Consider the following 24,450-nt stretch of genomic DNA (forward strand, 5'->3'; position numbering starts at 1 on the left):
GCAGGGAGAGGCACCGCCGATCATGAACATCCGCCGCAGCGCAGCGGTCCTGGCCGCCGTCGCCGTGTTCGGCGCCGCCACCCCGGCCGCCGCCGACACCAGCCCGTCGCCGTCCCCGTCGCTCCCGTCCGCCCTGTTCGGCGACGGCGACCCCCAGTACGACGGCGTCTGGCGCCAGTCGCTCGCGCTGCTCGCCCAGCACACGGTGGGTGCCGAGCCGTCGAAGGCGGCCGTCGACTGGCTCACCGGGCAGCAGTGCGCCGACGGCTCCTTCGCCCCGTACCGCGCCGACACCGGCAAGCCGTGCGACGAGAAGTCCATGGTCGACACCAACCAGACCGCCGCCGCCGTCCAGGCCCTCGCCGCCCTCGGCGGCCACGACGACGTGACCGGGAAGGCCGTCGACTGGCTGAAGAAGGCGCAGAACGCGGACGGCGGCTGGGGCTACACGGCCGGCGGCGCCAGCGACACCAACTCCACCTCCGTCGTCATAGGCGCGCTCGCCGCCGCGGGCGAGAAGCCGGCCGAGGTGAAGAAGGACGGCAAGTCCCCCTACGACGCCCTGCTGAAGCTGGCGCTCCCCTGCGACGGCGACGACGCGGGCGCCTTCGCCTTCCAGCCCGGCAAGAAGGGCGAACTGGTCGCCAACGCCGACGCCACGGCGGCGGGTGTGACCGGCTCGCTGGGCAAGGGCCTGGTGACCGGCGCGGGCAGCAGCGGCGACACGGCCGCCGGGTGCGAGAAGGCCGGCGGCCCCGAGCAGGCCGCCGCCAACGGCGCCGCCTACCTCACGGACGCCCTCGCCGAGAAGGGCCACCTCACCTCCGCGCTGGCCGGCGCCGAGGACCAGCCCGACTACGGCAACACCGCCGACGCGGTGGTCGCGCTCGCCGCGCAGGGCGCCACCGACCAAGCGGCGAAGTCCCTGGCCTGGCTGCAGAAGAACGCCGCCGACTGGGCCTCCCAGAGCGGCCCCGCCGCCTACGCCCAGCTGATCTTCGCCGCCCACGCGACCGGCGCCGACCCGCGCGACTTCGGCGGCACGGACCTGGTGAAGCAGCTCGGCGCGACCGGCCCGGCCGCCGCCGAGAAGTCCGGCCGGGCCGCGCAGGACGAGAAGAAGAAGGACGAGGAGTCCGACTCCGGCCTCGGCGTCTGGTGGTTCGTGGGTGTCTGCCTGGTCGCCGGCATCGGCATCGGCTTCCTGATCAGCGGCCGCGCGAAGCGGCAGCAGCCGTGACACGCCGGCTGACCGTCCTGTTCCTGGCCGCGCTCCTGCCCCTGCTGGCGGGCGCGGGCCCGGCGGGGGCCGCCGGCTACCGCTACTGGTCCTTCTGGGAACAGGACGGCACGGCATGGACGTACGCCACCATGGGCCCGTCCTCGACCCGCCCCGCCGACGGCGACGTCCACGGCTTCCGCTTCTCCGTCAGCGAGGACTCCTCCGACGCGGCGAAGCCCCGCGGCACCGCCGACTTCGACGCCATCTGCGCGAAGACCCCGGCGCGGGACGGCGAGAAGCGCGTGGCCCTGGTCGTCGACTTCGGGACGCCCGCCGACGCCCCGTCCGGCGAAACCCCGCCGGCCGGCCGCACCGCCTGCGCCCGGGTCGCCGAGGACGCCACCACTGCCGACGCCCTCGCCTCGGTCGCCAAACCCCTCCGCTACGACACCAACGCCCTGCTCTGCGCGATATCGGGCTACCCGGAGAAGGGCTGCGGCGAGCAGCTCTCCGCGGAAGCGGAAAAGGAGGGCAAGCCCGCCGACTCCGGCCCGTCCCTGGGCCTCATCGCCGGAATCACCCTGGTAGCCCTCCTCGCCACCGCAGCCATCTGGCAGACCCGCCGCCGTGCCAACTGACGGCGCCCAGCCACGCCCCCACAGCTGCGGGCAGTCATCCCGCCCCAGCTGCGGGCAGTCGTGCCGCTGGGGCGGCACGGGTGGGCGCAGCGGCACCCGGCAAACGCCGGTAGAGACACCCACCCCCGCCCAGCACCAGCACCCCCACCGCACCCCCCAACTCCACCCCGGAGCCTGGTGGCTCTGGGCCCTCGCCCTCGGCACGGCCGCCACCCGCACCACCAACCCCCTCCTCCTCACCCTCCTCCTCACCGTCTCCGCCTACGTCGTGGCCACCCGCCGCCCCCACACCCCCTGGTCCCGCTCCTACGGCGCCTTCGTCAAGCTCGCCGCGGCCGTCCTCCTCATCCGCCTCGCCTTCGCCGTGGTCCTCGGCTCCCCCATCCCCGGCACGCACGTCCTCCTGCACCTCCCCGAAGTCCCCCTCCCGCACTGGGCCCAGGGCATCCGCCTCGGCGGCAGGGTCACCGCCGAGGCGCTGACCTTCGCCCTGTACGACGCCCTCCGCCTCGCCACCCTGCTCGTCTGCGTGGGCGCGGCCAACGCCCTCGCCAACCCCTCCCGCCTCCTCAAGTCCCTGCCGGGCGCCCTGTACGAGATGGGCGTCGCCGTCGTCGTGGCCCTGACCTTCGCGCCCCACCTCATCGCCGACGTCCGGCGGCTGCGCGCGGCCCGCCGCCTGCGCGGCCGCCCCGACCGCGGCGTACGCGGACTGCTCCAGGTCGGACTCCCCGTCCTGGAGGGCGCGCTGGAGCGCTCGGTCGCCCTCGCCGCCGCGATGGACGCCCGCGGGTACGGCCGTACCGCCCAGGTCCCGCCCGCCGTGCGCCGGACCACCGCCGCCCTCACCCTCGGCGGTCTGCTCGGCGTCTGCGCGGGAACGTACGGACTGCTCACCGCCGACGGCGGCGCGTACGGCCTGCCCGTCCTCCTGGTGGGTGTCGCCGCCGCGCTCGCGGGCCTGTGGCTCGGCGGCCGGCGCACCCTGCGCACCCGTTACCGCCCCGACCGCTGGGACGTCCGCGCCTGGCTGGTCACCGCCTCCGGGGCCGCCGTGGCCGCCGCGCTGACCCTCGCCGCCACCCGCGATCCGGCGGCGCTGCACCCCGGTGTGGTCCCGCTCGTCGCCCCCACCCTCCCGCTGTGGCCGGCGGCGGCCGTCCTGATCGGCCTGCTCCCCGCCTTCATCACCCCCGCCCCCGAGGCCACGGACACCCGCAAGGAGCCGGCATGATCCGCTTCGAGAACATGTCGGTGACGTACGACGGAATGGCCGAACCCGCCGTCCGCGACGTCGACTTCGAGGTCCCGGAGGGCGAACTGGTCCTCCTCGTCGGCCCGTCCGGCGTCGGCAAGTCCACGGTGCTGGGCGCGGTGAGCGGCCTGGTCCCGCACTTCACCGGCGGCACCCTGCACGGCAGGGTCACGGTCGCCGGACGCGACACCCGCACCCACAAGCCGCGTGAACTCGCCGATGTCGTGGGCACGGTGGGGCAGGACCCGCTCTCGCACTTCGTGACCGACACGGTCGAGGACGAACTCGCCTACGGCATGGAGTCGTTGGGCCTGGCGCCGGACGTGATGCGGCGCAGGGTGGAGGAGACGCTGGACCTGCTCGGCCTCGCCGGGCTCCGCGGCCGCCCCCTCGCCACCCTCTCCGGCGGCCAGCAGCAGCGGGTCGCCATCGGCTCGGTCCTCACCCCGCATCCCCGGGTGCTGGTGCTGGACGAGCCGACGTCCGCGCTGGACCCCGCGGCGGCCGAGGAGGTCCTCGCGGTCCTCCAGCGCCTCGTCCACGACCTGGGCACCACGGTCCTGATGGCCGAACACCGCCTGGAACGCGTCATCCAGTACGCCGACCAGGTCGCGCTGCTGCCGGGTCCCGGCGAGCGCCCCCGGCTCGGCGCCCCGTCGGAGGTGATGGCGGTCTCCCCCGTCCACCCCCCGGTGGTGGGCCTGGGCCGTCTGGCCGGCTGGTCCCCCCTCCCGCTGACGGTCCGGGACGCCCGGCGCCGGGCGGCCCCGTTGCGCGACCGGCTGGCCGCCTCGCAGCCGCGGCGGGACGACGGCGCGCCCACGCCCCCCGCTCCGCGCGCCCCGGGGAGCCGTCTGTTCCGGCGTGCGAAGCCGGACAGTTCCGCACCCGCCCCCGTCGCCGAGGTCCGCTCCCTCGCCGTGCGCCGCGACCGCGTCCAGGCGCTGCGCCATGTCGACCTGACCGTCACCCCCGGCGAGACGATCGCCCTGATGGGACGCAACGGCGCCGGGAAGTCGACGCTGCTGGGCGCGCTCGTGGGCCTGGTCGCGCCGTCCTCCGGCGCGGTCCGCACCGGCGACGCGGCGCCCCACCGCACCCGCCCCCGCGACCTGGTCCGCCGTGTCGGCCTCGTCCCGCAGGAACCCCGCGACCTCCTGTACGCCGACACGGTCGCCGCGGAGTGCGCGGCCGCAGACGAGGACGCGGGCGCCGAACCGGGCACCTGCCGGGCCCTGCTGAGCGAACTGCTCCCCGCGGTGGCCGACGACACCCACCCCCGTGACCTGTCCGAGGGCCAGCGGCTGACCCTCGCCCTCGCGGTCGTCCTCACCGCCCGTCCGCCCCTGCTCCTCCTCGACGAGCCGACCCGCGGCCTGGACTACGCGGCGAAGTCCCGCCTGGTGGCGATCCTGCGGGGACTGGCCGCCGAGGGCCACGCGATCGTGCTGGCCACGCACGACGTGGAGCTGGCCGCGGAACTCGCCCACCGGGTGGTGCTGCTCGCCGAGGGCGAGGTCATCGCGGACGGTCCGGCGGCGGAGGTGGTCGTGGCGTCCCCGTCGTTCGCCCCGCAGGTGGCGAAGATCCTCGCCCCGCAGCACTGGCTCACGGTCTCCCAGGTCCGGGAGGCCCTGCGATGACCGGCACGGACGACACCCGGCGCCGGGCCAGGGCGATCCGTCTGGGACCGCGCTCGTGGGCGGCGCTGGCCCTGGTGAGCGCGGTGGGCGTGGCGGGGGTCGGCTGGCCCTTCCTCGCCCCGCCCGACTCCGCGCTGAACGCCCACTCCCAGGACGCCCCGTGGCTCTTCGCGGGTCTGCTGGTCCTCCTGGTGGCGGTCGTGGCCGCGACGATCTCGGAATCGGGGCTGGGCCCGAAAGCGGTGGCGATGCTGGGCGTGCTGGCCGCGACCGGGGCGGCGCTGCGGCCCATCGGCGCGGGCACGGCCGGTCTGGAGCCGATGTTCTTCCTGATGGTGCTCAGCGGCCGGGTCCTCGGCCCCGGCTTCGGCTTCGTCCTCGGCTCGGTGACGATGTTCGCGTCCGCCCTGCTGACGGGCGGTGTCGGCCCCTGGCTGCCGTTCCAGATGCTGTCGATGGGCTGGTTCACGATGGGCGCGGGGTTCCTGCCGGGCGCCGACCGGCTGCGGGGCCGCGCCGAGCTCTGGCTGCTCGCGGTCTACGGCTTCCTGGCGGCCTTCGCCTACGGCACGGTGATGAACATGGCGGGCTGGCCCTTCATGGGCACCCTCGCCTCGAACATCTCCTTCGACCCGGACGCGTCGGTCCCGGCCAACCTGGCCCGCTTCCTGACGTACTGCCTGGCCACGTCCCTGGGCTGGGACCTGGGCAGGGCGCTGGTCACGGTCGCCCTGACCCTCGCCGTCGGCACCCCGGTCCTGAAGGCCCTGCGCCGCGCCACCCGCCGGGCGGCCTTCGAGGCGTCCGTCACCTTCGCCGCTCACCCGGAGCGACGGTCACTCGACGGACCGCGCCCGAGGGGGTGAAGCGCCCCACATGGCCGCGGTCACATACGAACCGGGGCCGTAGGCGCGCCGCCAGGCCGCACGCGATGCCCTCGCCCCGGCGCCCCGGGCGCCGCACGTGCAGGGCACCGCGCTGCGACCCCGCTTAGTAACCGGGGACCTTTGCGGGCGGTCGACGGATTTGTTTCCGTGGAGCGGTCGCCGGGCGCCGACGTGCCCTCATGGGCCGCGGCGCCGACGCCTGCCCCGCCGCCGTACGCCGTACGGGCGGCACCGGGCCCGCGGCGACCGTCCTGTTCCCGACCGAAAGGCCGCCCGTGTCCGCCGTCTCCGTCCTCCGCACCGTCGCCACCCCGAAGAAGGCGCTCGCCGGCGCCGTGCTCTCCGCCGCCGCCTGCGGCACGCTGATGGCAGCCGCACCCGCGCAGGCCGCGACCACGGGAGGGGCCACCCCGGCCCAGTCGACCGCGAAGAAGATGATCGGCGACTCGGCGCAGTACCAGTGCTTCTCGAAGATCGTCCAGCACGAGAGCAACTGGAACCACCGCGCGACCAACGCCTCCAGCGGCGCCTACGGCCTGGTCCAGGCCCTGCCCGGCTCCAAGATGGCCTCGGCGGGCTCCGACTGGAAAACCAACCCCGCCACGCAGATCCAGTGGGGTCTCGACTACATGAAGGACCGTTACGGCAGCCCCTGCGGCGCCTGGGACTTCTGGCAGTCCAACGGCTGGTACTGACAGCCCCTCGAACCGAAGGCGGCGGCCCCCCGATCCCCGGGGCCGCCGCCTTCGCCTCTTTCCCGCCCCGCGTCGGTCAACGCGGCCGCCCCGTCTCCACGTTCCCGGGGTCCGGCAGCGGCGGCCGGCTGCCGGCCCCGTCCGGGGCCACCGCCTCACGGGCGCGCGGGCCCTGGAGCAGGTACGTCAGTGCGAAGCCGCCGCCGACGACGAGTGCGCCGCCGGCCGCGTCCAGGAGCCAGTGGTTGCCGGTCGCGACGATCGCGGAGAGCGTGAACAGGGGGTGGAGCAGGCCGAGGGCCTTCATCCAGGTCCTCGGCGCGATGAGCGCGATCACCACTCCGCACCACAGGGACCAGCCGAAGTGCAGGGACGGCATCGCCGCGTACTGGTTGGTGCGGGCCGTCAGGGTGCCGTATTCCGGCTGGGAGAAGTCCTGGACGCCGTGGACCGTGTCGATGATGCCGAGGCCCGGCATCAGGCGGGGCGGGGCGAGCGGGTAGAGCCAGAAGCCGACCAGGGCGAGGAGCGTGGCGAAGCCGAGGGCCGAGCGGGCCCAGCGGTAGTCGACGGGGCGCCGCCAGTAGAGCAGGCCGAGGACCGTCAGCGGGACGGCGAAGTGGAACGACGTGTAGTAGAAGTCGAAGAACTCCCGCAGCCAGCCGACCTTCGCCACGGCGTGGTTGACCGCGTGCTCGATGTCCAGGTGGAGCAGGCGCTCGAGGTCCAGGATCTGCCGGGCGTGTTCCTCGGCGCGGGCGCGGCCCGCCGAGTTGCTGCCGCCGGTCGCGGCGAGCCGGACCTGCGCGTAGGCGGCGTAGGTGACGCGGATCAGCAGCAGTTCGAGCAGGAGGTTCGGGCGGATGAGGACCCGGCGCAGGAACGGCAGCAGCGGCACGGCCGCGAGACGGGCCGGTACCGGTGGGGCGTACGGGGTCGGGGCGGGTGTCCGGAAGCAGGGCGAGGCGCGGGACAGGAAGGGGGCGGCGGTGGCGGCGGCGAGGGCGGCGAGGAGCACGACGTTGTCGCGCACCGGGTGGAGGAACGCCATGTTCGGCAGCATCATCGTGGCCGGCAGCGTCATCACCAGGACGACGGCGACGGGCCACACCAGCCGGTCGCGGGCGCGTGTGCCCACCCGGCCCACCGCCGAGAGCAGCACCCACAGCAGCTGGTGCTGCCAGGCCGTCGGGGAGACGACTATGGCGGCGCAGCCGGTGACGGAGACGGCGAGCAGCAGCTGGCCGTCGTGGGCGTAGCGGACGGCGCGGCGCAGGGCGAGGACCAGGACGGCGGCGCCGAGCAGCAGGAAGAGGCCGATCTCCGGGAGGCCGTGCAGGCCGAGGCGGAGCAGGGCGGCGTGCAGGGACTGGTTGGCGAGGTCGTCGGCGGGTCCGCCGAGGCCGGCGCCCGCCAGGTGGTGGACCCAGTACGTGGACGAGTCCCGCGGCATCGCGGCCCAAGCGAGCGCGGTGGCCGCGGCGAAGGTCACCCCGGTGGCGGTGGCGGCCCGGCGGCGGCCGGTGAACCAGAGCAGCGGCGCGAAGAGGAGCAGGGTGGGCTGGAGGGCGGCGGCGAGGCCGATCAGTAAGCCGCCGGCGTACCGGCCGGGGGCGGCGAAGCAGCCCAGCAGGACGAGCAGCACCGGGATGACGCTGGTCTGGCCGAGCCAGAAGGTGTCGCGCACCGGCAGGGACAGCATGAGCAGGCTGACGGCGGCCGGGGCGGCGAGCGTCGCGGTGCGCCGGCCGACCGGCCGGGGCAGGGCGCGGGCGGCGACCGTGCCGAGGGCGACGACCAGCAGCAGGGTGCCGAAGGTCCAGCCCCAGCCGAGGGCTTGTTCAGCCGAACGAGTGAAGGGTTTGAGGACCAGTCCGCTGAAGGGCGTACCGGTGTACTCGGTGGAGTCGTAGAGGGAGCCGCTGGCGTGCAGCACGCCCCCGGGGCCCACCCAGGTCTCCAGGGCGGTCAGCCGTTCTCCGGGCGGGGTGGTGAGGACGGCGGCCAGCTGCCGTGCGGCGAGGAGCGCGGCGACCAGCCAGAGCCCCAGTCGCATGGTGCGCAGCCGCGCCGGGATGTGGTGATCCGCGTTCGTCACGCCTCGTCGGCCTCCCGCCCCATTCGCCTCACGCTGTGTGAGCGTGAGAGTGCACTGAGCGAACCCTATGAGCTCGTGCCCCTCCGTCTGGGACGCAGGCGACCTTCGCGCCGCCTGACGGACTCCCCGCATTTGTCCGGATCACGACACTCCGCAAGGGTTGCGGTTGCTTTGAAGTGGAGCGAGAAGGGTCACAGCAGAAGACCGTCCGGGGTGGTCGGAGGAGGTGCCGCGTGCCTGCGTATCGCGCACTTAGGTGCACTGTGCAGCTAAATGTGCACCGCCCGTAAGGGGCCGGAAGCCGCCTATCGTCGCCTTCTTCCGGCCCGCCCGACAGCGCCGCCGCGCGGACCCGTCCCTGTTCCCGTCGAAAGGTAGGCGAGCGTCGTTTTGTCGACTGTCTCAGTCGCCGCTCCCCCGTCCCCGCGGAAGGCGTCCCCGAAGCCCGGCACGGCCCATGCCCCCGCCCCGACCGTCACCGACCCGGCGCTCGTCCGGCGTGCCGTGAAGGCGGCCGCGCTGGGCAACGCGATGGAATGGTTCGACTTCGGTGTCTACAGCTATCTCGCGGTCACCCTGGGCAAGGTCTTCTTCCCCTCGGGCAGTCCCACCGCCCAGCTGCTGTCCACGTTCGGCGCCTTCGCCGCGGCGTTCCTGGTCCGCCCGCTCGGCGGCATGGTCTTCGGCCCGCTCGGCGACCGCGTGGGGCGGCAGAAGGTCCTCGCCCTCACCATGATCATGATGGCGGCGGGCACCTTCGCCATCGGAGTGATCCCCTCCTACGCCGCGATCGGCGTCGGCGCCCCGATACTGCTGCTGGCGGCCCGCCTGGTGCAGGGCTTCTCCACCGGCGGCGAGTACGCCGGCGCGTCCACCTTCATCGCCGAGTACGCACCCGACAAGCGGCGCGGCTTCCTCGGCAGCTGGCTGGAGTTCGGCACGCTCGCCGGGTACATCGGCGGCGCGGGCCTGGTCACCCTGATGACCGCGTTGCTCTCCTCCGAGGACCTGCTCTCCTGGGGCTGGCGCCTGCCGTTCCTGATCGCGGGCCCGATGGGCATCATCGGCCTCTATCTGCGGATGCGCCTGGAGGAGACCCCGGCGTTCGCGGCCGAGGTCGAGAGGGCCGAGAGCGAGCGCCCGAGGGTGCCGCTGCGCGAGATGGTGGCCGGCCAGTGGCGGGCGCTGCTGCTCTGCGTGGGCCTGGTGCTGGTCTTCAACGTCACCGACTACATGCTGCTGTCGTACATGCCGAGCTACCTCACCAGCGAGCTGGGCTACGACGCCACGCACGGCCTGGCCGTCGTGCTCGGCGTGATGGCGCTGATGATGATCGTCCAGCCGTTCGCCGGGGCGCTGACCGACCGGGTCGGCCGCCGTCCGGTGATCGCGGCGGGCTGCGTCGGGTTCCTGGTGCTGTCCGTGCCGGCGCTGCTGCTGATCCGTGACGGCGGCCTGCTCGCGGTCGCCGCCGGCATGGGCGCGCTGGGTCTGCTGCTGGTCTGCTTCACCGCGGCCATGCCGTCCGCGCTGCCCGCGCTGTTCCCGACCCGGGTCCGCTACGGCTCGCTGTCGATCGGCTTCAACGTCTCGGTCTCCCTGTTCGGCGGCACCACCCCGCTGGTGGTGACGGCCCTCATCGGCGCGACCGGCGACATGATGATGCCCGCCTACTACATGATGGCGGCGGCCGTGATCGGCGGTTTCGCGGTGTGGCGGATGGCCGAGTCGGCGGGGCGCCCGCTGCCCGGTTCGGCGCCGTCGCTGGAGCCCGCCGGGACACACCCGGAAAAGGCCTGACGGGGGCGGACCGGCGGCGTATGTTCGGTGGCGCTCCACGTTGGGGAAGCTGACCGGCCGTACGGAAGGTGCAGGTGCATGAGCGAGTCGCGGCTCTGGCACGAGGTGGACGACTACTTCACCGACCGCCTCCTGGGCGAGGCCCCCGACGAGGCGCTGGAGGCCGCCCTGCGCGACAGCGACGCCGCCGGCCTTCCGCCGATCGCCGTCTCGGCGCCGCAGGGCAAGCTGCTCCAGCTCCTCGCGCAGCTGCAGGGCGCCCGCGGCATCCTGGAGATCGGCACGCTCGGCGGCTACAGCACCATCTGGCTGGGCCGCGCCCTCCCGGCCGACGGGCGGCTGGTCACCCTGGAGTACGACCCCGCGCACGCGGAGGTCGCCGTGCGCAACATCGCCCGCGCGGGGCTCGACAAGCAGGTCGAGGTCCGGGTGGGCGCGGCGCTGGACTCGCTGCCCCGGCTGGCGGACGAGAACCCCGCCCCGTTCGACCTGGTCTTCATCGACGCCGACAAGGCGAACAACGCGCACTACATGGAGTGGGCGCTCCGGCTGACCAGCGCGGGCAGCCTGATCGTCCTGGACAACGTCGTCCGGGGCGGCCGGGTGGCCGATCCGGACAACGACGACCCGGACGTGGCGGGCACCCGCGCCGCCCTCGACCTGATCGGCAGCCACCCCCGGCTGACGGGTACGGCCGTCCAGACGGTCGGCGCCAAGGGCTACGACGGATTCGCCCTGGCGCGCGTACTGGCGTGAGCCGGATGTACTAGACCTCGTGGTAGAAGCCGACGTTGACGCTGCGCGGGGCGGTCCGGTCGTGGATGACGACCTCGCCGCTGCCGCCCCGGGGCAGCGCGACGGTGCCGCCGTAGGTGACGGGGTGGGCGTACTCGCCGACGGTAAGCCGGACCTCGGAGGACGGCTCGGGCAGGGAGCCGCGCAGCCAGGTCACCTGCCAGGTCCCGTCCTGCGCGCACTGGAACTCCAGGTGGACCCGCGAGACGAACAGCCAGTCGTCCGGCGTCGACAGCCGGCACAGCGACTTGTCCCGCCCCACCCGCAGCACGGCGCCCGGCTCGCTGGGCGCGTCGGCCATGAGCATCCCGGCCGTGGCGCCCGCTTCCGCCTCGGACACCGCGGCCATGGTGAGTTCGAGCACGTGCGCTCCTTCTGAGACGTCCTGGCGGGCCGGAGGCGTCCGGCCGCACTGCCGCCGAATGATAAAACGACCGGCTCCATGGCGTCCGGCACAATGGCCCCATGACCGAGCGAAAGCCACCTGGCGTCGACTTCGAGTCCTGGGTCGACAAGCAGATCCGTGACGCGGCGGCGCGCGGTGAGTTCGAGCAGCTCGCGGGGGTGGGCAAGCCGCTCCCCCGTGAGGTCGAGAGCACGTACGACGAACTGTGGTGGGTCAAGCGGAAGATGGCCCGCGAGGGCTTCTCGGTGCTGCCGCCGGCCCTGGCCCTGCGCAAGGAGGCCGAGGACGCGCTGGAGGCGGCCCTCGCTGCGCCCTCGGAGCGGATCGTCCGGAAGATCCTCACGGAGATCAACGCGAAGATCAGCGAGATGATGTTCAAGCCGCCGCCCGGCCCCCCGCTGGGAAAGAAGCCGTACGACGTCGAGGACGTCGTACGGCAGTGGCGGGAGCGCCGGGCGGCGGCGGGACGTTCAGACGCGTAGCAGCCGCTCCGCCAGCTCGCGGTAGTCGCGCAGGGCGAGGCGCAGCCGCTCGGTGTCGGCGGCGGTGGCGCCCGCCGCGGCACCGTCCGCGCCGTCCGCGCCGTCGGTCTGCCAGGACTGCCGCAGGGCGCGGCGCCGCTCCGTCACCGAGTCCGTGAGGCGCTCGGTGAGCTCCCGCAGGACCAGGTCGGCCTCCTGCACGGCGTCCCGCGGCTCGTCGACGAACCCTGCGACGGCGTGCCGCAACCGCCCGGAGAGCTTGTCGCTGTCACCGGCCGCGAGCAGACGGGCACCGGAGGTCCGGTCACCGTCATGGTGCTCGGTGCCGGCGGCGGCCGTACGGTCGCCGCCGTGCAGCGTGCCGGTCGCGGTGGTCAGGTCACCGTCGTGATACGTGCCGGCGGCGGGCGTCCGGTCGCCGCCGTGCAGCGTGCCCGCGGCGGCGGTCCTGTCGCCTTCGCGATGCGTCCCGGTGGCGGCGGCAGCCGTACGGTCGCCGTCATAGTGCGTGCCCTTGGCGGGCGTGCGGGCGCCGTCGTGCAGGGTGCCGGTCGCGGTGGTCAGGTCACCGTCGTGGTACGTGCCGGCGGCGGGCGTGCGGTCGCCGTCGTGCAGCGTGCCCGCGGCGGGCGTCCGGGCGTCGTCGTGGTGGGTGGCGGTGGCCGGCGGGTCGCCGGGCAGTGAGGGTGCGGCCGGGGGCGTGCGCCCGGCGTCGACGGCGGTGCGGTCCGCTTCCGTGCGGGACACGCGGGGGTCCGGGTCCTGGACGCCGGGAGCGGTGGGGTGCCCCTCGGGGGCGGGTACGTCGCCGGGGCGGCGGCTCGCGTCGGTCATCGGTCAGCTCTCCTTCGCCTGGCGCCGGTGGAACAGCGACGAGGTGGTGTGGCCGCTGCGGGCGGCCGGGGCCGTACGGTCTCCGTCCGGGCGGTGGCGTCCGCCCTCGTGCCGGGACGGCCTGACCAGTTCCTCGAACAGGGCGCGCGCTCCGACGAGCGCCTCGCGCATCTCCTCGGTGCCGGCGCCGTCGTGCGCGCCGGTCTGCACCATGCGGTGCACGCGCCGGTAGCCCTCGACGCGGTGGGCGTGGTGCACGGACAGCGCGGCGAGCTGCTCCTCGTACTGCCCGTCGGCGGGGAAACCGCGGGCCGCGGCGAGTTCGGCGATCAGCCGGTCGGCCTCGGCGACCGCCTCCCGCGGCGCGTCGACGAACCGTTCCTGGGTCGCCGTCCAGCGCGCCTCGAACCGCTCCCGCTCGGCGGGCTCCAGCGGCCGTTCGCGCAGGTCGCCGTGGCGCTCCACGCGCTGGGCGAGCTCCCGCTCGGCGGCCTTGGTGTCCCCGTCGTGCCGGGCGACGGCACGCTCGTACTCGGGGCCGAAGCGCCGCTTCAGGCCGGCGCCGTGCCGCGGACCGCGGGCGCGCAGGCTCAGGACGGCCGCGACGGCGACAACGACCGCAACAATCACGATCAACGCAATGATCAGGCCAGTGGACATGAATGCCTTCCGGGTCTCGGCCGGGTCGGCCCTCCTCTCGGGCCGGTCCACTCCGTGTTGCCCGAAGGTTCACGCACAAACAGTCCCGGTCCGTCACCGTCCGGCACGGTTATTCACTTGGGGCCGGGCGGAGGGCCGCCGAGAATGCGGGCATGGTCTGGACCGTCGCCCCCGAGCCCCACGACTCCCCCGTCGCCGCCGCGCTGTGGCGCGCGTACTACACGGAGGTCAGCGACCGCTGGTACCTGCTGCACCAGGGGCGCCGCACCGACCCGGAGGAGCTGGAGCGCGAAGTCGCCGCCGTGTCGGGGGCCGACCTCGCGCCGCCGAAGGGCCTGCTGCTGGTCGCGCGGTACGCGGACCGGCCGGCCGGCAGTGCGGGCTTCCGGCTGCTGGACGCCAACACCGCCGAGCTGACCCGGGTGTTCCTGTACGAGGGGATGCGGGGCCGGGGCGGTGCGGCGCTGCTGGTGCGGGCGGCCGAGGAGGCGGCCCGTGCCGCGGGCGCCGGCCGGATGCTCCTGGACACCCGCGGGGACCTCGTCGAGGCCCGGGCCCTGTACGCCCGGCTCGGCTACACGGAGACCGCGCCGCACAACGCCGACCCGTACGCCGAGCACTGGTTCGCGAAGCGGCTGCGCTGACGGCGGGCGTCAGCCGGTCCGTGTCACGGGGCGTCCGTCGTGCGGGCGTTCGCTCCGGGAGCCGCAGAGCTCGTCGTTCAGCTCGTGCACCAGCCGCACCAGGTCGGTCGGCCGGTCCGGCCCCCACCAGTCCCCGAGCAGCTCCGCCAGCGACTCCTCGCGGGCCATCGCCAGCCGCTCCGTCACCTCGCGTCCCTCGTCGGTCAGCACCATGTCCAGGCCCCGGCGCACGGCCAGCCGCCGGACCTCGGCCTGGCGGGTGGCCTCCAGGACGACGCCGAGCGGGATGGGGCTGTGCTCGGCGAGGCGGGCCGGCTCCACCGAGCCGTGCTTCCTGATCCGCAGCAGCAGCCAGCTGGTGGCGGGCAGCAGGTCGTAGCCCGCGTGTTCGGTGATCTTCCGGTAGATCTCGCGCCGTCCCTCGCGGGTGCCGAGCACCGACAGCGCGCGGCACACCTCGTCGTACGAGGTCCGCTCGACGGGGTTGCTGGCCAGCGTCTCCGTGACGTCGGGCGCGGTGACGGAGGCGCGCAGCCGGTCCTCCCTGAGGAACCAGGCCAGCGCGAATCCCAGGAGGGCGACGGGCACGGCGTAGAGGAAGACGTCGGTGATGGCGGTGGCGTACGCGTCGATCGCCGTGGGGCGCAGGGCGGGCGGCAGGGCGCCGATGCCGCGCGGGTCGGCCTCCAGCGAGTCGGCGGACACGCCGGGCGGCAGCCGCGCCCCGCGGAAGGCGGCCGTGAGCTCGCTGCCCAGACGGCTCGCGAAGATGGTGCCGAAGATGGCGACGCCGAAGGAGGCGCCGATGGAGCGGAAGAAGGTCGCGCCCGAGGTGGCGACGCCGAGGTCCTCGTAGGGGACGGCGTTCTGCACGATCAGCACCAGGACCTGCATGACCAGGCCGAGTCCCAGGCCGAAGACGAAGAAGTAGGCGCTCATCTCGGCGGTGGAGCTGTGCGCGTCGAGCTGGTGGAGCAGCAGCAGGCCGAGGGTGGTGACGGCGGTGCCCGCGATCGGGAACACCTTCCAGCGGCCGGTGCGGCTGACGATCTGCCCGGAGCCGGTGGAGGACAGCAGCATGCCGGCCACCATCGGCAGCATGTGCACGCCGGACATGGTGGGGGTGATGCCGTGGACCACCTGGAGGAAGGTCGGCAGATAGGTCATCGCGCCGAACATGGCGAAGCCGATGATGAAGCTGATCACGGCGGAGAGGGTGAAGGTGCGCACCCGGAACAGCTTCAGCGGCAGCACCGGTTCGGCGGCCCGCCGCTCCACCGCCACGAAGGCCACGGCCAGGACCGCGCCGAGCAGCGCGAGCCCGACGATCTGCGGTGAGGCCCACTCCCAGGTGGTGCCGCCGAGGGAGGCGACGAGGACCAGGCAGGTGGCGACGGAGGCGATGAGGAAGGTGCCGAGGTAGTCGATGAGGTGCTTGGTCCGCCGGCGCGGGATGTGCAGCACGGCCGCGATCACGGCGAGCGCGACGATGCCGACGGGCAGGTTGACGTAGAACACCCAGCGCCAGTTCAGGTGCTGGGTGAACAGTCCGCCGAGCAGCGGCCCGAGGACGCTCGTCGCGCCGAACACCGCCCCGAACAGGCCCTGGTAGCGGCCGCGTTCGCGGGGCGGGACGAGGTCTCCGACGATCGCCATCGACAGCACGATCAGCCCGCCGCCGCCCAGCCCCTGGAGCGCGCGGAAGGCGATCAGCTGGGACATGTCCTGCGCCGCTCCGCACAGCGCGGAGCCCACCAGGAAGATCACGATGGCGGTCTGGAAGAGTCTCTTGCGCCCGTACTGGTCGCCGAGCTTGCCCCACAGCGGGGTGGCGGCGGTCGAGGCCAGCAGATACGCGGTGACCACCCAGGACAGGTGTTCCAGGCCGCCCAGTTCGCTGACGATGGTGGGCAGCGCGGTGGCGACGATGGTCTGGTCGAGGGCGGCGAGCAGCAGGCCGAGCAGCAGGGCGCCGATCGAGACCATGACGTTTCCGGACACGTGCTCCCGGTCGCCGGCGTCACCGGCCGGCGGTGCGGCGCCGGGCACGGGCCTGCCGTTGCTCGCCTTCGGCGCCATGCGGTGCGCGTCCCCGGCCATGCGGACCTCCACAGAATCCTGGTTTCCCGTCCATCGTGATCGGTGTGACCCGTTATGGCCTGTTGAGCCGCCCCCGGAAGTCCGCATTCCGGGGGCACGCGGACCGGAGTGTGAAGAAGATCTGCATAATCTCTGGAGTTCGCGAGGGGAGGGACGAACACGTGGAACAGCCGAACGGAAACCCGTGCCCGGAGTGCGGTGCGCCCAGAAACAGCGACAGCACGCCGTCGTGCGCCTGCACCGCGCGTGCGTCCGACGCCCTCCGCGACGCCCGCACGGCGGAGGCCGCCGCGGCGGAGGACTTCAACCCGCTGCGCATCCGGCCGTACGTCGAACTGGACGGCGAGTCGAGCCGGACCGCGCCGAACGCCCCGGCGGAGGCCACCGCCGCGCCGGGAGCGCCCGCGGCGCACGGGGAGGAGCCGGCCGTACCTCGCCCGTCGGGGTCCGGAGGGACCGAGGGGGGACTTCCCTCGCCAGGGGCCCCGGAGGCGGCCGGCCCCTCGGGCGGGGCGGCGGGGCCGCACGACGGCACCGGAACACCCGGAACCGCGGTTCCTCCAGAGCCCGGCGCTTCCGGGGCCGCCACGGCCTCCGGGGGCGCGCACGGCGGGGCGGAGGCGTCCGACGAGACCATGACGCTGCGGGCGATCGCGCCGGAGGCGGCCGCGAGGGCGGGGGCCGCGGACTCGACGTCCGTGCTGCCCACGCCGCTGGCGCCCTCGGCGACGGCGCCCAGCGCCACCGATCTGCATCTGTTCGAGACGCCGCCGCCCGCCGCGGTCCGGCCCGCCCCGCCCGGCCCGGACGGCGACGATGACGACGCGCCGCCGCGCCGGCGACGCCGTGGCGTGCTGTTCGCGGCCGCCGGGGCCGTCGTCGCCGTGGTGGGAGCGGCGGGGTGGGCCGCCGGGCTGTTCGCGTACGAGACGCCGTCCCGGGACGGCGCGGCGCCGGGGGACGTCAGGGTGGGCGTCCCGGACCCGTCGTCGTCCGACGAGCCGTCCGCGACGCCGACGACGGCCGCGCCCTCCGCTCCCCCGGCAGCGTCGGCGTCCGCGTCGGCCTCGCCCTCCGAGAGCGCCTCGACGTCGGCCTCGCCGTCACCGTCGGCGTCCAGCGCCCCGCCGGGCCCCTCGGTGTCCGCGGAGCCGTCGCAGACGCCGACGACCTCCGCCGCGACCGACCCCGCCGAGGAGACGGGGGAGGACGAGGGCGTCGGCGCCCCGCCCGTACTGCGCCGGGGCGACCGGGGCCCGGAGGTCACCGAACTCCAGCTGCGCCTGCACCAGCTGTACCTGTACAACGACGAGATCAACGGCCAGTTCAACCGCCGGCTGGAGGAAGCGCTGCGCAACTACCAGTGGTCGCGCGGCCTCCATGACGAGCTGAGCGTGTACGGCCCGCGGAGCCGGGCCCGGCTGGAGTCGGAGACCCAGGAGCCGTAACCGCGCTACTCCGCGATGTGCAGCCGGATCGTGCCGTCGTCCGCGGCCTCCACCCGCACCCGGGTCAGGTCCCGCACGACCACGTCCGGCCGGTGGAAGCCGGCCCGGGGGCCGATACCCACCACCCGCATCCCTGCGGCGCGGCCCGCGGCGATTCCCGCGCCGGAGTCCTCGAAGACGACGCAGTCGGCCGGTTCGACGCCCAGTTCCGCCGCGCCCTTCAGAAAGCCCTCGGGGTCGGGCTTGCTCGCCCCGACGGACTCCGCGGTCACCCGCACATCGGGCTGCTCCAGCCCGGCGGCGGCCATCCGCGCCGTCGACAGGGCGACGTCGGCGGAGGTGACGAGGGCGTGCGGCAGCCCCTTCAGGGAGGCGAGGAAGTCGTGGGCGCCCGCGATCGGGACGACGCCCTCGGTGTCCGCGGTCTCCTCGGCGAGCATGCGGGCGTTGTCCGCGTGATTCTGCTCCATCGGCCGGCCGGGCAGCAGCAGGGCCATCGAGGCGTATCCCTGGCGGCCGTGCACGACCTTCATGACCTCGTCCCCGTCGAGCCCGTGCCGGTCGGCCCAGCGCCGCCAGACGCGCTCGACGGAGGCGTCGGAGTTGACGAGGGTGCCGTCCATGTCCAGCAGGAGGGCGCGGGCGGTGAGTACGGCGGTGGCCGTCATCGGCAGCTCCAAGGCGCGGGGGAAGGGGCTCCGCGAGGAGCCCCGGGGGTCAAGCGGCCCCGCCCGCCGGTCAGGGAGAGCGGGCGGGAGCCACTTTGTTCACCCACGGTACAAAACAGACCGGGCTTCCCGCCACCGTCTTCGCCGGCCGTTCACCGGCGCTTCGGCGTCCCGTCGCCGGGGCGGGGCGGTCCGGCGGGGGGTCACCCGGCGATCGCCTCCCACAGGCTCCACACGCCGAGGCCCAGCATGAGCACCGCCGCGATCTGCGTGATCAGCTTCAGCGGAACCCGCTTCATCAGCGCCTTTCCGCCGACGATGCCGAGTCCGGCCACCGACCACAGCGCGAGCACCGCGCCCAGGCCGACGGAGAGCGGGTCGTCGTAGCGGGCGGCCAGGTTGGCCGTCATGATCTGCGTCAGATCACCGAACTCGGCGACGAGGATCAGCATGAAGCCCGCCCCGGAGACCTTCCAGAAGGACTGGTTCTCCGGCCTGCGGACCTCCTCCTCGTCCTCGTCCTTCTTCATCAGCAGCACGGCCGCGCCGCCCAGGAAGAGCACGCCCGTGATCGCGTGCACGATCTGCTGCGGCAGCAGCGTGAGCACGCTTCCGGCCGCCACCGCGAGCGCGACGTGCACCGCGAAGGCGGCGGCGACACCGGCGAAGACGTACGAGGCGCGGTAGCGGGTGCCGAGGACGAGACCGGCCAGGGCGGTCTTGTCCGGCAGTTCGGCCAGGAAGACGACGCCGAAGACGACGGCCGTCACGGTCAGGCTGATCAACGGTTCCTCAATCGGTCGGGGCCACCCCACCGAGAGTGCTGCGCGATTCCACGGGACACCTCGGCACGGCAGCACACACGTCACCCGTGCCGCACGGCACGGGAGTGCACTGCTTGCCGAAGGTCTCGCTGGCCGGCCCCGTACCACGGGGCCCGCCTCCGGGCGCCGGCTCAGGCGTGCTGAGCAGTATGTCGACGGTCCGGCGAAGAGCTACTCCCCTTCTGCGCCGTCCATGGTACGTGAAGCCCTCACCGCATCCCGCGCGGAAATTTCACGCCCGAACCATAGACGTGTCATGAACGCGTCATTAGCTTCTTACCGGATCCACCCCTCCCGGCAACACGGCGTGGCGAGCATTCCCCTGCTCGCACTCCAACGCCCCAACCCCCACAAGGGAGTTCGCATGTCGAAGTTCTACGCGCGTCGACGCCTCAGCATAGCCGCGGCGCTCACCGGAGTCATCGCCTCCGTCGGATTGTTCAACGCCCCGACGGCCTCCGCCGCCCTCCCCACCCCGGTCAGCGCCGCCACCGCCCGCAGCTACCTCGCCACCCTCGACGTCCGCACCGAGAACCGGACCGGCTACAGCCGTGACCTGTTCCCGCACTGGATCACCCAGTCCGGCACCTGCAACACCCGCGAGACCGTCCTCAAGCGCGACGGCTCGGGCGTCGTCACCGACTCCTCCTGCGCCGCCACCAGCGGCAGCTGGTACTCCCCGTACGACGGCGCCACCTGGTCGGCCGCCTCCGACGTCGACATCGACCACCTCGTGCCGCTCGCCGAGGCCTGGGACTCCGGCGCGAGCGCCTGGACCACCTCCCGGCGCCAGTCCTTCGCCAACGACCTGACCCGCCCTCAGCTCCTCGCGGTCACGGACAACGTCAACCAGTCCAAGGGCGACCAGGACCCGGCCACCTGGATGCCCTCGCGCACGGCCTACCGCTGCACCTATGTCCGCGCCTGGGTTCAGGTGAAGTACTACTACGACCTGTCGGTCGACTCCGCCGAGAAGTCCGCCCTGACGAACTACCTGGCGAGCTGCTGAGCGAGCCGCCCGGCGAACCGCCGGGTGCACGAATCTCCCCGGTGACCTCCGTCGCTGCGTACCGTACGGGGCGACGGAGGAAGGGGGCACCATGGCCGGACTGCGGCTCGGACCGCTGCTGAGGTACGTCGACGGCTCGTCCGCGACCGTCTGGGCGGAGACCGGCCGCCCGGGCGCCGTCGAGGTGCGCTGCGCGGACGGGACCGGCGGGCGGGCGGAAACCTTCCAGATCGCGGGTCACCACTACGCGCTCGTCCGGGTCACCGGCCTCACCCCGGGCACGGCCACGCCGTACGAGGTCTTCCTCGACGACAGCCGGGTGTGGCCGCTGCCGGACGATCCCTCCCCGGCGTTCCCGCCCTCGGTGATCGCCACCCCCGGCCCCGGCGACCGGGTGCGCGTCGCCTTCGGCTCCTGCCGGTGGGCCTCCCCGCCCACCGGGGAGCCCGACCCCGTCGGACCCGATGCCCTGGACGCGCTGGCCAGGCGCATCGCCGCCGACCCGGCAGGCGAACGGCCCGACGTGCTGCTGCTCCTGGGCGACCAGGTGTACGCCGACGAGACCTCCGACGCCACGCGGAGCTGGCTCGCCGCCCGCCGCGACCTCGACGACCCGCCGGGCAGCCAGGTGGCGGACTACGAGGAGTACACCCACCTCTACTACGAGTCCTGGCTCGACCCGCAGGTGCGCTGGCTGCTGTCCACCGTGCCCACCTGCATGATCTTCGACGACCACGACGTCATCGACGACTGGAACACCTCCGCCTCCTGGGTCGAGGACATGCGCGCCACCTCGTGGTGGCGGGAGCGGGTGCTCAGCGGACTGATGTCGTACTGGGTTCACCAGCACCTCGGGAACCTCTCCCCCGCCGAGCTGGAGGCGGATCCGCTGTACGCGGCCGTCCGCGAGAGCCCCGACGGCACCGACGCGCTGCGCGCCTTCGCCGCCGGCGCGGAGGCGGACGCGACCGCCGTGCGCTGGAGCTACCGGCGCGACTTCGGCCGGGTGCGGCTGCTGATGGTGGACAGCCGCGCGGCCCGCGTGCTGGAGGAGGGCGGGCGCTCCATGCTCGACCCGTCGGAGGCCGCCTGGCTGCGCGAACAGGCCCTCGACAGGCGCGGGTCCTACGACCACCTGCTCATCGGCACGTCCCTGCCCTGGCTGCTGCCGCATCTGGTGCACGACGTGGAGGCGTGGAGTTCCGTGCTGTGCCGGGGCGACAAGGGCCCGCGCTGGGCGCGGCTCGGGGAGAGGCTGCGGCGCGGAGCGGATCTGGAGCACTGGGCGGCCTTCCCCGAGTCGTTCGACCGGCTGGCGGAGCTGATCGCCGAGGCCGGCACGGGGCCGGAGGCGCCGGCGACGGTGTGCGTGCTCTCCGGGGACGTCCACCACGCCTATGTCGCCGAGCCTGACTGGCCGGGGCGTGCGGCGCCGGACGCCCGGGTGGTGCAGCTGACCTGCTCCCCGGTCCACAACTCCATCCCCCCGTCGATAAGGCTCGGCTTCCGTTTCGGCTGGAGCGCCGCCGCCCGGGGACTGGGGCGGGTGTTCGCGCGGCACGGCGGCCTGGGCCGGCCGGCGGTCGGCTGGCGCAGGACGGGCGGGCCGTGGTTCGGCAACCAGCTCATGACGCTGTCGGCGCACGGGCGTTCGGCGGTGCTGCGGCTGGAGCACGCGCGGCAGGAGGAGTCCGGGGCCCGGCTCACGACGGTGACGGAGACCCGGCTGAGCGGGTGAGGCTGCAGGAACCTGTGAGTCACCTGTGCGGCAGGGGGTGGATTCGGTCACCGTGTTGCCCTCGGACGGGGGGCGAAGGCCGTACTGACGTGCGAAAGCAGGCGCTCACACCGCCGGATCGGGCTGAAGCCGTGGCCAAAAGTTGAACTTGCAAGTAAGAGTGAGGCGCTCCTAGCGTTGAGGATCCGACTCGGTTCCGTCCCCCCGGACCGGCCCCGCCCGTGGGCCGGCCTGACCGAAGGAGACCCCCACATGACCGAACGCCTCAACAGCGCCCAGCCGTACGTGCTGGGCATGTTCCGCATAGTCGTCGGCCTGCTCTTCGCCTGCCACGGCGCCGCGTCCCTGTTCGGCGTGCTCGGCGGCGCGGGCGGGAGCGGCGGCACCGTCGAGACCGGCGCCTGGCCCAACTGGTACGCGGCCCTGATCGAACTCGTCGGCGGCAGCATGGTCCTGCTGGGCCTCGGCACCCGCGCGGCGGCGTTCCTCTCGTCCGGCGCGATGGCGTACGCGTACTTCAAGGTCCACCAGCCCGAGGCGCTGTGGCCGATCCAGAACAACGGCGAGGCCGCGGCCCTGTACTGCTGGGCCATGTTCCTGCTGGTGTTCACCGGTTCCGGAGCCTTCGGCCTGGACCGTCTGTTCACCAGGCGCGCGCAGGCGGAGTCCGGACGAACGGCGGACCGGACTCCGGTGACGGTGGCCTGACCCCGTGAGGGCGCCCTTCCCGCACGCCGGGGAGGGCGCCCTTCCCCTTTGCGCAAGGGAACGGGAGGGGAACGCCGGGGGCCGCCCACGCGAACCCCCCGTGACCCTTCTGTCACTCCACCGGCGTACGCTTAACGGCTGTCATCGGTCACTCCTGCCGCTTCACCCGCGTCATCGCGGTACGGTCTGGCCCGCGGGGGAGCCACGGGGAGTCTGGGTGGAGAGTTTGGCGTCGCTGGTCGGCAGCCCTTGGATCTATGCGGTGGTGACCCTGTCGGTCCTGCTCGACGTCTTCCTCCCGGTCCTGCCCAGCGGAGTCCTGGTGATCACGGCGGCCACCGCGGCGGCCGCGGGCACCGCGACCGACGTGCCCGACATCCTGGTGCTGACGCTCTGCGCGGCCACCGCCTCCGTCCTGGGCGACCTGGTCGCCTACCGCCTCGCCTGGCGCGGCGGCCCCCGTCTGGACAGGGCGATCGCCCGCTCCCGGCGGCTGAGCAGGGCGCAGCTGCGTCTCGGCGCGGCGCTGGCCCGGGGCGGCGGCGCGCTGGTGGTGCTCGCCCGTTTCGCCCCGGCCGGCCGCTCGGTCGTCTCCCTCGGCGCCGGCGCCGCCCGCCACCGCCCCCGCGACTTCCTCCCCTGGTCCGCCCTGGCGGGCCTGTGCTGGGCCGTGTACAGCGTGGCCCTCGGCTACTTCGGCGCCCACTGGCTGGGCGCGACCTGGCTGGCCACGGCGGTCTCCGTGGGCGCCCTCTTCGCAGCCGGCGCCGGCGCCGCCTACCTCATGCGCCGCCCCCACCCCACAGAAGCCTCCTGACCCCACCCCCGCCCCCGCCAAGCTGCGGGCAGTCGTGCCGCTGGGGGCCCCGCCAAGCTGCGGGCAGTCGTGCCGCTGGGGCGGCACGGGTGGGCGCAGGCGGCACCCCGCAAACGCCGGGCAGCGCAACACCCCCCGCCCAGCTGCGGCCGACCGCATCACTGCGACAGCACCCCCGCCAAGCCCCGGGCAGTCGCGCCGCCAGCACCCCGTGAGCGCCGGGCAGCGCGACACCCCCCGGCCAGCCACCACTCCGGCGCCGGCCCTACCCCGCCGCCCGCCGCGCAGCGCCCCCGCGCACCTCCAACCCCTCCAGCAACTCCGCCGTCGCCTCCGCGATCGCGTCCACCGCCCGGTCGAACACCTCCCGGTTGTGCGCGGCCGGCGCCCGGAACCCGGACACCTTCCGCACGTACTGCAGGGCCGCGGCCCTGATCTCCTCCTCCGTGGCCTCCTCGGGCTGCACGGGCGGACGCAGGGTCTTGATACTCCGGCACATGCCCCCAGTCTGACGCGCCCACCGAGTGACTCGCCACCCAAAATCGAACAGGCGTATGATTGCCGTGTGGCTGAGACCTATGACTTTCCGGGTGACCTCCTCGCCGGTCAGGAGGAACTGCATCAGGTCCGGGCCGAGCTGTCGGCCCTGCTGAGGCGGCTCCCCTGGTCGGTCGAGCCCCTCGACGGCTTCAGCGACGACAACGGCTGGCGCAAGATCGAACGCCCCGCCTCCCCCGGCTGGGACGACGACGAACAGGCCGAGGTGGAGAAGCTCCGGCAGCGGGAGCACGAGCTCGCGGTGTTCGTCAGCACCCACCGCTACTGGGCCGGATTCACCGGCGGCGACCGGGTGCACGCCCGCTCCCGGCTGAAGCACGCCCACAAGGGCCCGGAGGAGTCCCCGTAGGGGACCCGGACAGGGACGGCACGACGGCCGAGGGCCCCCGGAGACTCTCCGGGGGCCCTCGGCCACGGTGGGCGCGGACGGTTTCGAACCGCCGACATCCTGCTTGTAAGGCAGGCGCTCTACCCCTGAGCTACGCACCCGCGCCCCGGGCACACGCCCGGGTCGAACCGAC

The 24,450-nt window shown here is 73.9% G+C and carries 24 protein-coding genes and 1 tRNA gene; 16 read left to right on the top strand and 9 right to left on the bottom strand.

What is annotated here, in order from left to right:
* The first annotated feature begins 22 nt into the window (after nt 1–22).
* The 6 genes from CNQ36_RS10670 (at nt 23) to CNQ36_RS10695 (ending at nt 6,340) form a co-directional block, all read left to right on the top strand.
* Entirely contained in the window at nt 23–1,240 is a 1,218-nt protein-coding gene (locus CNQ36_RS10670) for a prenyltransferase/squalene oxidase repeat-containing protein (RefSeq protein ID WP_121545806.1), read from the top strand.
* On the top strand, nt 1,237–1,860 hold the full coding sequence (locus tag CNQ36_RS10675; RefSeq protein WP_121545807.1) for an SCO2322 family protein: 624 nt from the start codon (nt 1,237–1,239) through the stop codon (nt 1,858–1,860). Before CNQ36_RS10670 ends, CNQ36_RS10675 begins: the two co-directional genes overlap by 4 nt.
* A complete protein-coding gene (locus tag CNQ36_RS10680; RefSeq protein ID WP_121545808.1) occupies nt 1,850–3,094 on the top strand; it encodes an energy-coupling factor transporter transmembrane component T in 1,245 nt (414 codons plus the stop codon). Before CNQ36_RS10675 ends, CNQ36_RS10680 begins: the two co-directional genes overlap by 11 nt.
* On the top strand, nt 3,091–4,758 hold the full coding sequence (locus CNQ36_RS10685) for an ABC transporter ATP-binding protein (RefSeq protein WP_121545809.1): 1,668 nt from the start codon (nt 3,091–3,093) through the stop codon (nt 4,756–4,758). Before CNQ36_RS10680 ends, CNQ36_RS10685 begins: the two co-directional genes overlap by 4 nt.
* The gene (locus CNQ36_RS10690) at nt 4,755–5,624 is read left to right on the top strand and encodes an ECF transporter S component (protein WP_121545810.1); all 870 of its coding nucleotides are present in this window, start codon (nt 4,755–4,757) and stop codon (nt 5,622–5,624) included. Before CNQ36_RS10685 ends, CNQ36_RS10690 begins: the two co-directional genes overlap by 4 nt.
* 296 nt (nt 5,625–5,920) lie before the next feature.
* Nucleotides 5,921–6,340, top strand: coding sequence for an aggregation-promoting factor C-terminal-like domain-containing protein (locus tag CNQ36_RS10695; RefSeq protein WP_121548420.1), 420 nt, complete (start codon nt 5,921–5,923; stop codon nt 6,338–6,340).
* A gap of 76 nt (nt 6,341–6,416) precedes the next feature.
* Here the strand turns inward: CNQ36_RS10695 and CNQ36_RS10700 are convergent, their stop codons facing one another.
* Nucleotides 6,417–8,396 carry a bifunctional glycosyltransferase 87/phosphatase PAP2 family protein gene (locus tag CNQ36_RS10700; RefSeq protein WP_121548421.1) on the bottom strand — a complete coding sequence of 660 codons (1,980 nt, stop codon included), beginning with the start codon at nt 8,394–8,396 and terminating at the stop codon, nt 6,417–6,419.
* A 432-nt stretch (nt 8,397–8,828) separates the two neighbouring features.
* Here CNQ36_RS10700 and CNQ36_RS10705 point away from each other — a divergent pair, with 432 nt between their 5' ends.
* Together CNQ36_RS10705 and CNQ36_RS10710 are read left to right on the top strand one after the other, a co-directional pair.
* Complete coding sequence (locus tag CNQ36_RS10705; RefSeq protein ID WP_121545811.1) at nt 8,829–10,238, top strand: MFS transporter; 1,410 nt, start codon at nt 8,829–8,831, stop codon at nt 10,236–10,238.
* Nucleotides 10,239–10,316: 78 nt separating this feature from the next.
* Nucleotides 10,317–10,994, top strand: coding sequence for an O-methyltransferase (locus CNQ36_RS10710; RefSeq protein WP_121545812.1), 678 nt, complete (start codon nt 10,317–10,319; stop codon nt 10,992–10,994).
* Between the two features lie 10 nt (nt 10,995–11,004).
* Here CNQ36_RS10710 and CNQ36_RS10715 read toward each other — a convergent pair whose 3' ends face one another.
* Nucleotides 11,005–11,397, bottom strand: coding sequence for an FHA domain-containing protein (locus tag CNQ36_RS10715; RefSeq protein WP_121545813.1), 393 nt, complete (start codon nt 11,395–11,397; stop codon nt 11,005–11,007).
* Between the two features lie 101 nt (nt 11,398–11,498).
* Here CNQ36_RS10715 and CNQ36_RS10720 point away from each other — a divergent pair, with 101 nt between their 5' ends.
* Nucleotides 11,499–11,921 (top strand): DnaJ family domain-containing protein, encoded by a 423-nt coding sequence (locus CNQ36_RS10720; protein WP_121545814.1) that lies wholly within the window; start codon nt 11,499–11,501, stop codon nt 11,919–11,921.
* Here CNQ36_RS10720 and CNQ36_RS35230 read toward each other — a convergent pair.
* Both CNQ36_RS35230 and CNQ36_RS10730 read right to left on the bottom strand, forming a co-directional pair.
* Entirely contained in the window at nt 11,910–12,755 is an 846-nt protein-coding gene (locus CNQ36_RS35230) for a hypothetical protein (protein ID WP_228312952.1), read from the bottom strand. The genes CNQ36_RS10720 and CNQ36_RS35230 overlap by 12 nt on opposite strands.
* Nucleotides 12,756–12,758: 3 nt before the next feature.
* The gene (locus tag CNQ36_RS10730) at nt 12,759–13,415 is read right to left on the bottom strand and encodes a hypothetical protein (RefSeq protein WP_121545815.1); all 657 of its coding nucleotides are present in this window, start codon (nt 13,413–13,415) and stop codon (nt 12,759–12,761) included.
* Between the two features lie 152 nt (nt 13,416–13,567).
* On the opposite strand from CNQ36_RS10730, the gene CNQ36_RS10735 reads away from it, so the two are divergent.
* Nucleotides 13,568–14,059 (top strand): GNAT family N-acetyltransferase, encoded by a 492-nt coding sequence (locus tag CNQ36_RS10735; RefSeq protein WP_121545816.1) that lies wholly within the window; start codon nt 13,568–13,570, stop codon nt 14,057–14,059.
* Nucleotides 14,060–14,068: 9 nt separating this feature from the next.
* Here the strand turns inward: CNQ36_RS10735 and CNQ36_RS10740 are convergent, their stop codons facing one another.
* Nucleotides 14,069–16,159, bottom strand: a complete 2,091-nt coding sequence (locus tag CNQ36_RS10740) for an MDR family MFS transporter (protein WP_121548423.1) — start codon at nt 16,157–16,159, stop codon at nt 14,069–14,071.
* 161 nt (nt 16,160–16,320) lie between these two features.
* Here CNQ36_RS10740 and CNQ36_RS35235 point away from each other — a divergent pair, with 161 nt between their 5' ends.
* The gene (locus CNQ36_RS35235; RefSeq protein WP_163013235.1) at nt 16,321–17,607 is read left to right on the top strand and encodes a peptidoglycan-binding domain-containing protein; all 1,287 of its coding nucleotides are present in this window, start codon (nt 16,321–16,323) and stop codon (nt 17,605–17,607) included.
* A gap of 5 nt (nt 17,608–17,612) precedes the next feature.
* Here CNQ36_RS35235 and CNQ36_RS10750 read toward each other — a convergent pair whose 3' ends face one another.
* Both CNQ36_RS10750 and CNQ36_RS10755 read right to left on the bottom strand, forming a co-directional pair.
* Nucleotides 17,613–18,275, bottom strand: a complete 663-nt coding sequence (locus CNQ36_RS10750) for an HAD-IA family hydrolase (RefSeq protein ID WP_121545817.1) — start codon at nt 18,273–18,275, stop codon at nt 17,613–17,615.
* Nucleotides 18,276–18,478: 203 nt separating this feature from the next.
* Entirely contained in the window at nt 18,479–19,060 is a 582-nt protein-coding gene (locus CNQ36_RS10755; protein WP_121545818.1) for a TMEM165/GDT1 family protein, read from the bottom strand.
* Nucleotides 19,061–19,463: 403 nt separating this feature from the next.
* On the opposite strand from CNQ36_RS10755, the gene CNQ36_RS10760 reads away from it, so the two are divergent.
* The 4 genes from CNQ36_RS10760 to CNQ36_RS10775 all read left to right on the top strand — a co-directional run bounded on the left by CNQ36_RS10760 (nt 19,464) and on the right by CNQ36_RS10775 (nt 23,371).
* A complete protein-coding gene (locus CNQ36_RS10760; protein ID WP_004931760.1) occupies nt 19,464–20,108 on the top strand; it encodes an HNH endonuclease family protein in 645 nt (214 codons plus the stop codon).
* A gap of 91 nt (nt 20,109–20,199) precedes the next feature.
* The gene (locus CNQ36_RS10765; RefSeq protein ID WP_121545819.1) at nt 20,200–21,846 is read left to right on the top strand and encodes an alkaline phosphatase D family protein; all 1,647 of its coding nucleotides are present in this window, start codon (nt 20,200–20,202) and stop codon (nt 21,844–21,846) included.
* A 252-nt stretch (nt 21,847–22,098) separates the two neighbouring features.
* Nucleotides 22,099–22,554 carry a DoxX family protein gene (locus CNQ36_RS10770; protein ID WP_121545820.1) on the top strand — a complete coding sequence of 152 codons (456 nt, stop codon included), beginning with the start codon at nt 22,099–22,101 and terminating at the stop codon, nt 22,552–22,554.
* A gap of 217 nt (nt 22,555–22,771) precedes the next feature.
* Complete coding sequence (locus tag CNQ36_RS10775) at nt 22,772–23,371, top strand: DedA family protein (RefSeq protein ID WP_121545821.1); 600 nt, start codon at nt 22,772–22,774, stop codon at nt 23,369–23,371.
* A gap of 265 nt (nt 23,372–23,636) precedes the next feature.
* On the opposite strand, the gene CNQ36_RS10780 is transcribed toward CNQ36_RS10775, so the two are convergent.
* The gene (locus tag CNQ36_RS10780) at nt 23,637–23,870 is read right to left on the bottom strand and encodes a DUF2277 domain-containing protein (protein WP_121545822.1); all 234 of its coding nucleotides are present in this window, start codon (nt 23,868–23,870) and stop codon (nt 23,637–23,639) included.
* 66 nt (nt 23,871–23,936) lie between these two features.
* On the opposite strand from CNQ36_RS10780, the gene CNQ36_RS10785 reads away from it, so the two are divergent.
* The gene (locus tag CNQ36_RS10785) at nt 23,937–24,278 is read left to right on the top strand and encodes a hypothetical protein (RefSeq protein WP_121545823.1); all 342 of its coding nucleotides are present in this window, start codon (nt 23,937–23,939) and stop codon (nt 24,276–24,278) included.
* A 68-nt stretch (nt 24,279–24,346) separates the two neighbouring features.
* Here CNQ36_RS10785 and CNQ36_RS10790 read toward each other — a convergent pair.
* Nucleotides 24,347–24,418, bottom strand: a tRNA-Val gene (locus tag CNQ36_RS10790).
* Nucleotides 24,419–24,450 lie beyond the last annotated feature (32 nt).

It is taken from the genome of Streptomyces fungicidicus (assembly GCF_003665435.1).
Classification (GTDB): Bacteria; Actinomycetota; Actinomycetes; order Streptomycetales; family Streptomycetaceae; genus Streptomyces; species Streptomyces fungicidicus.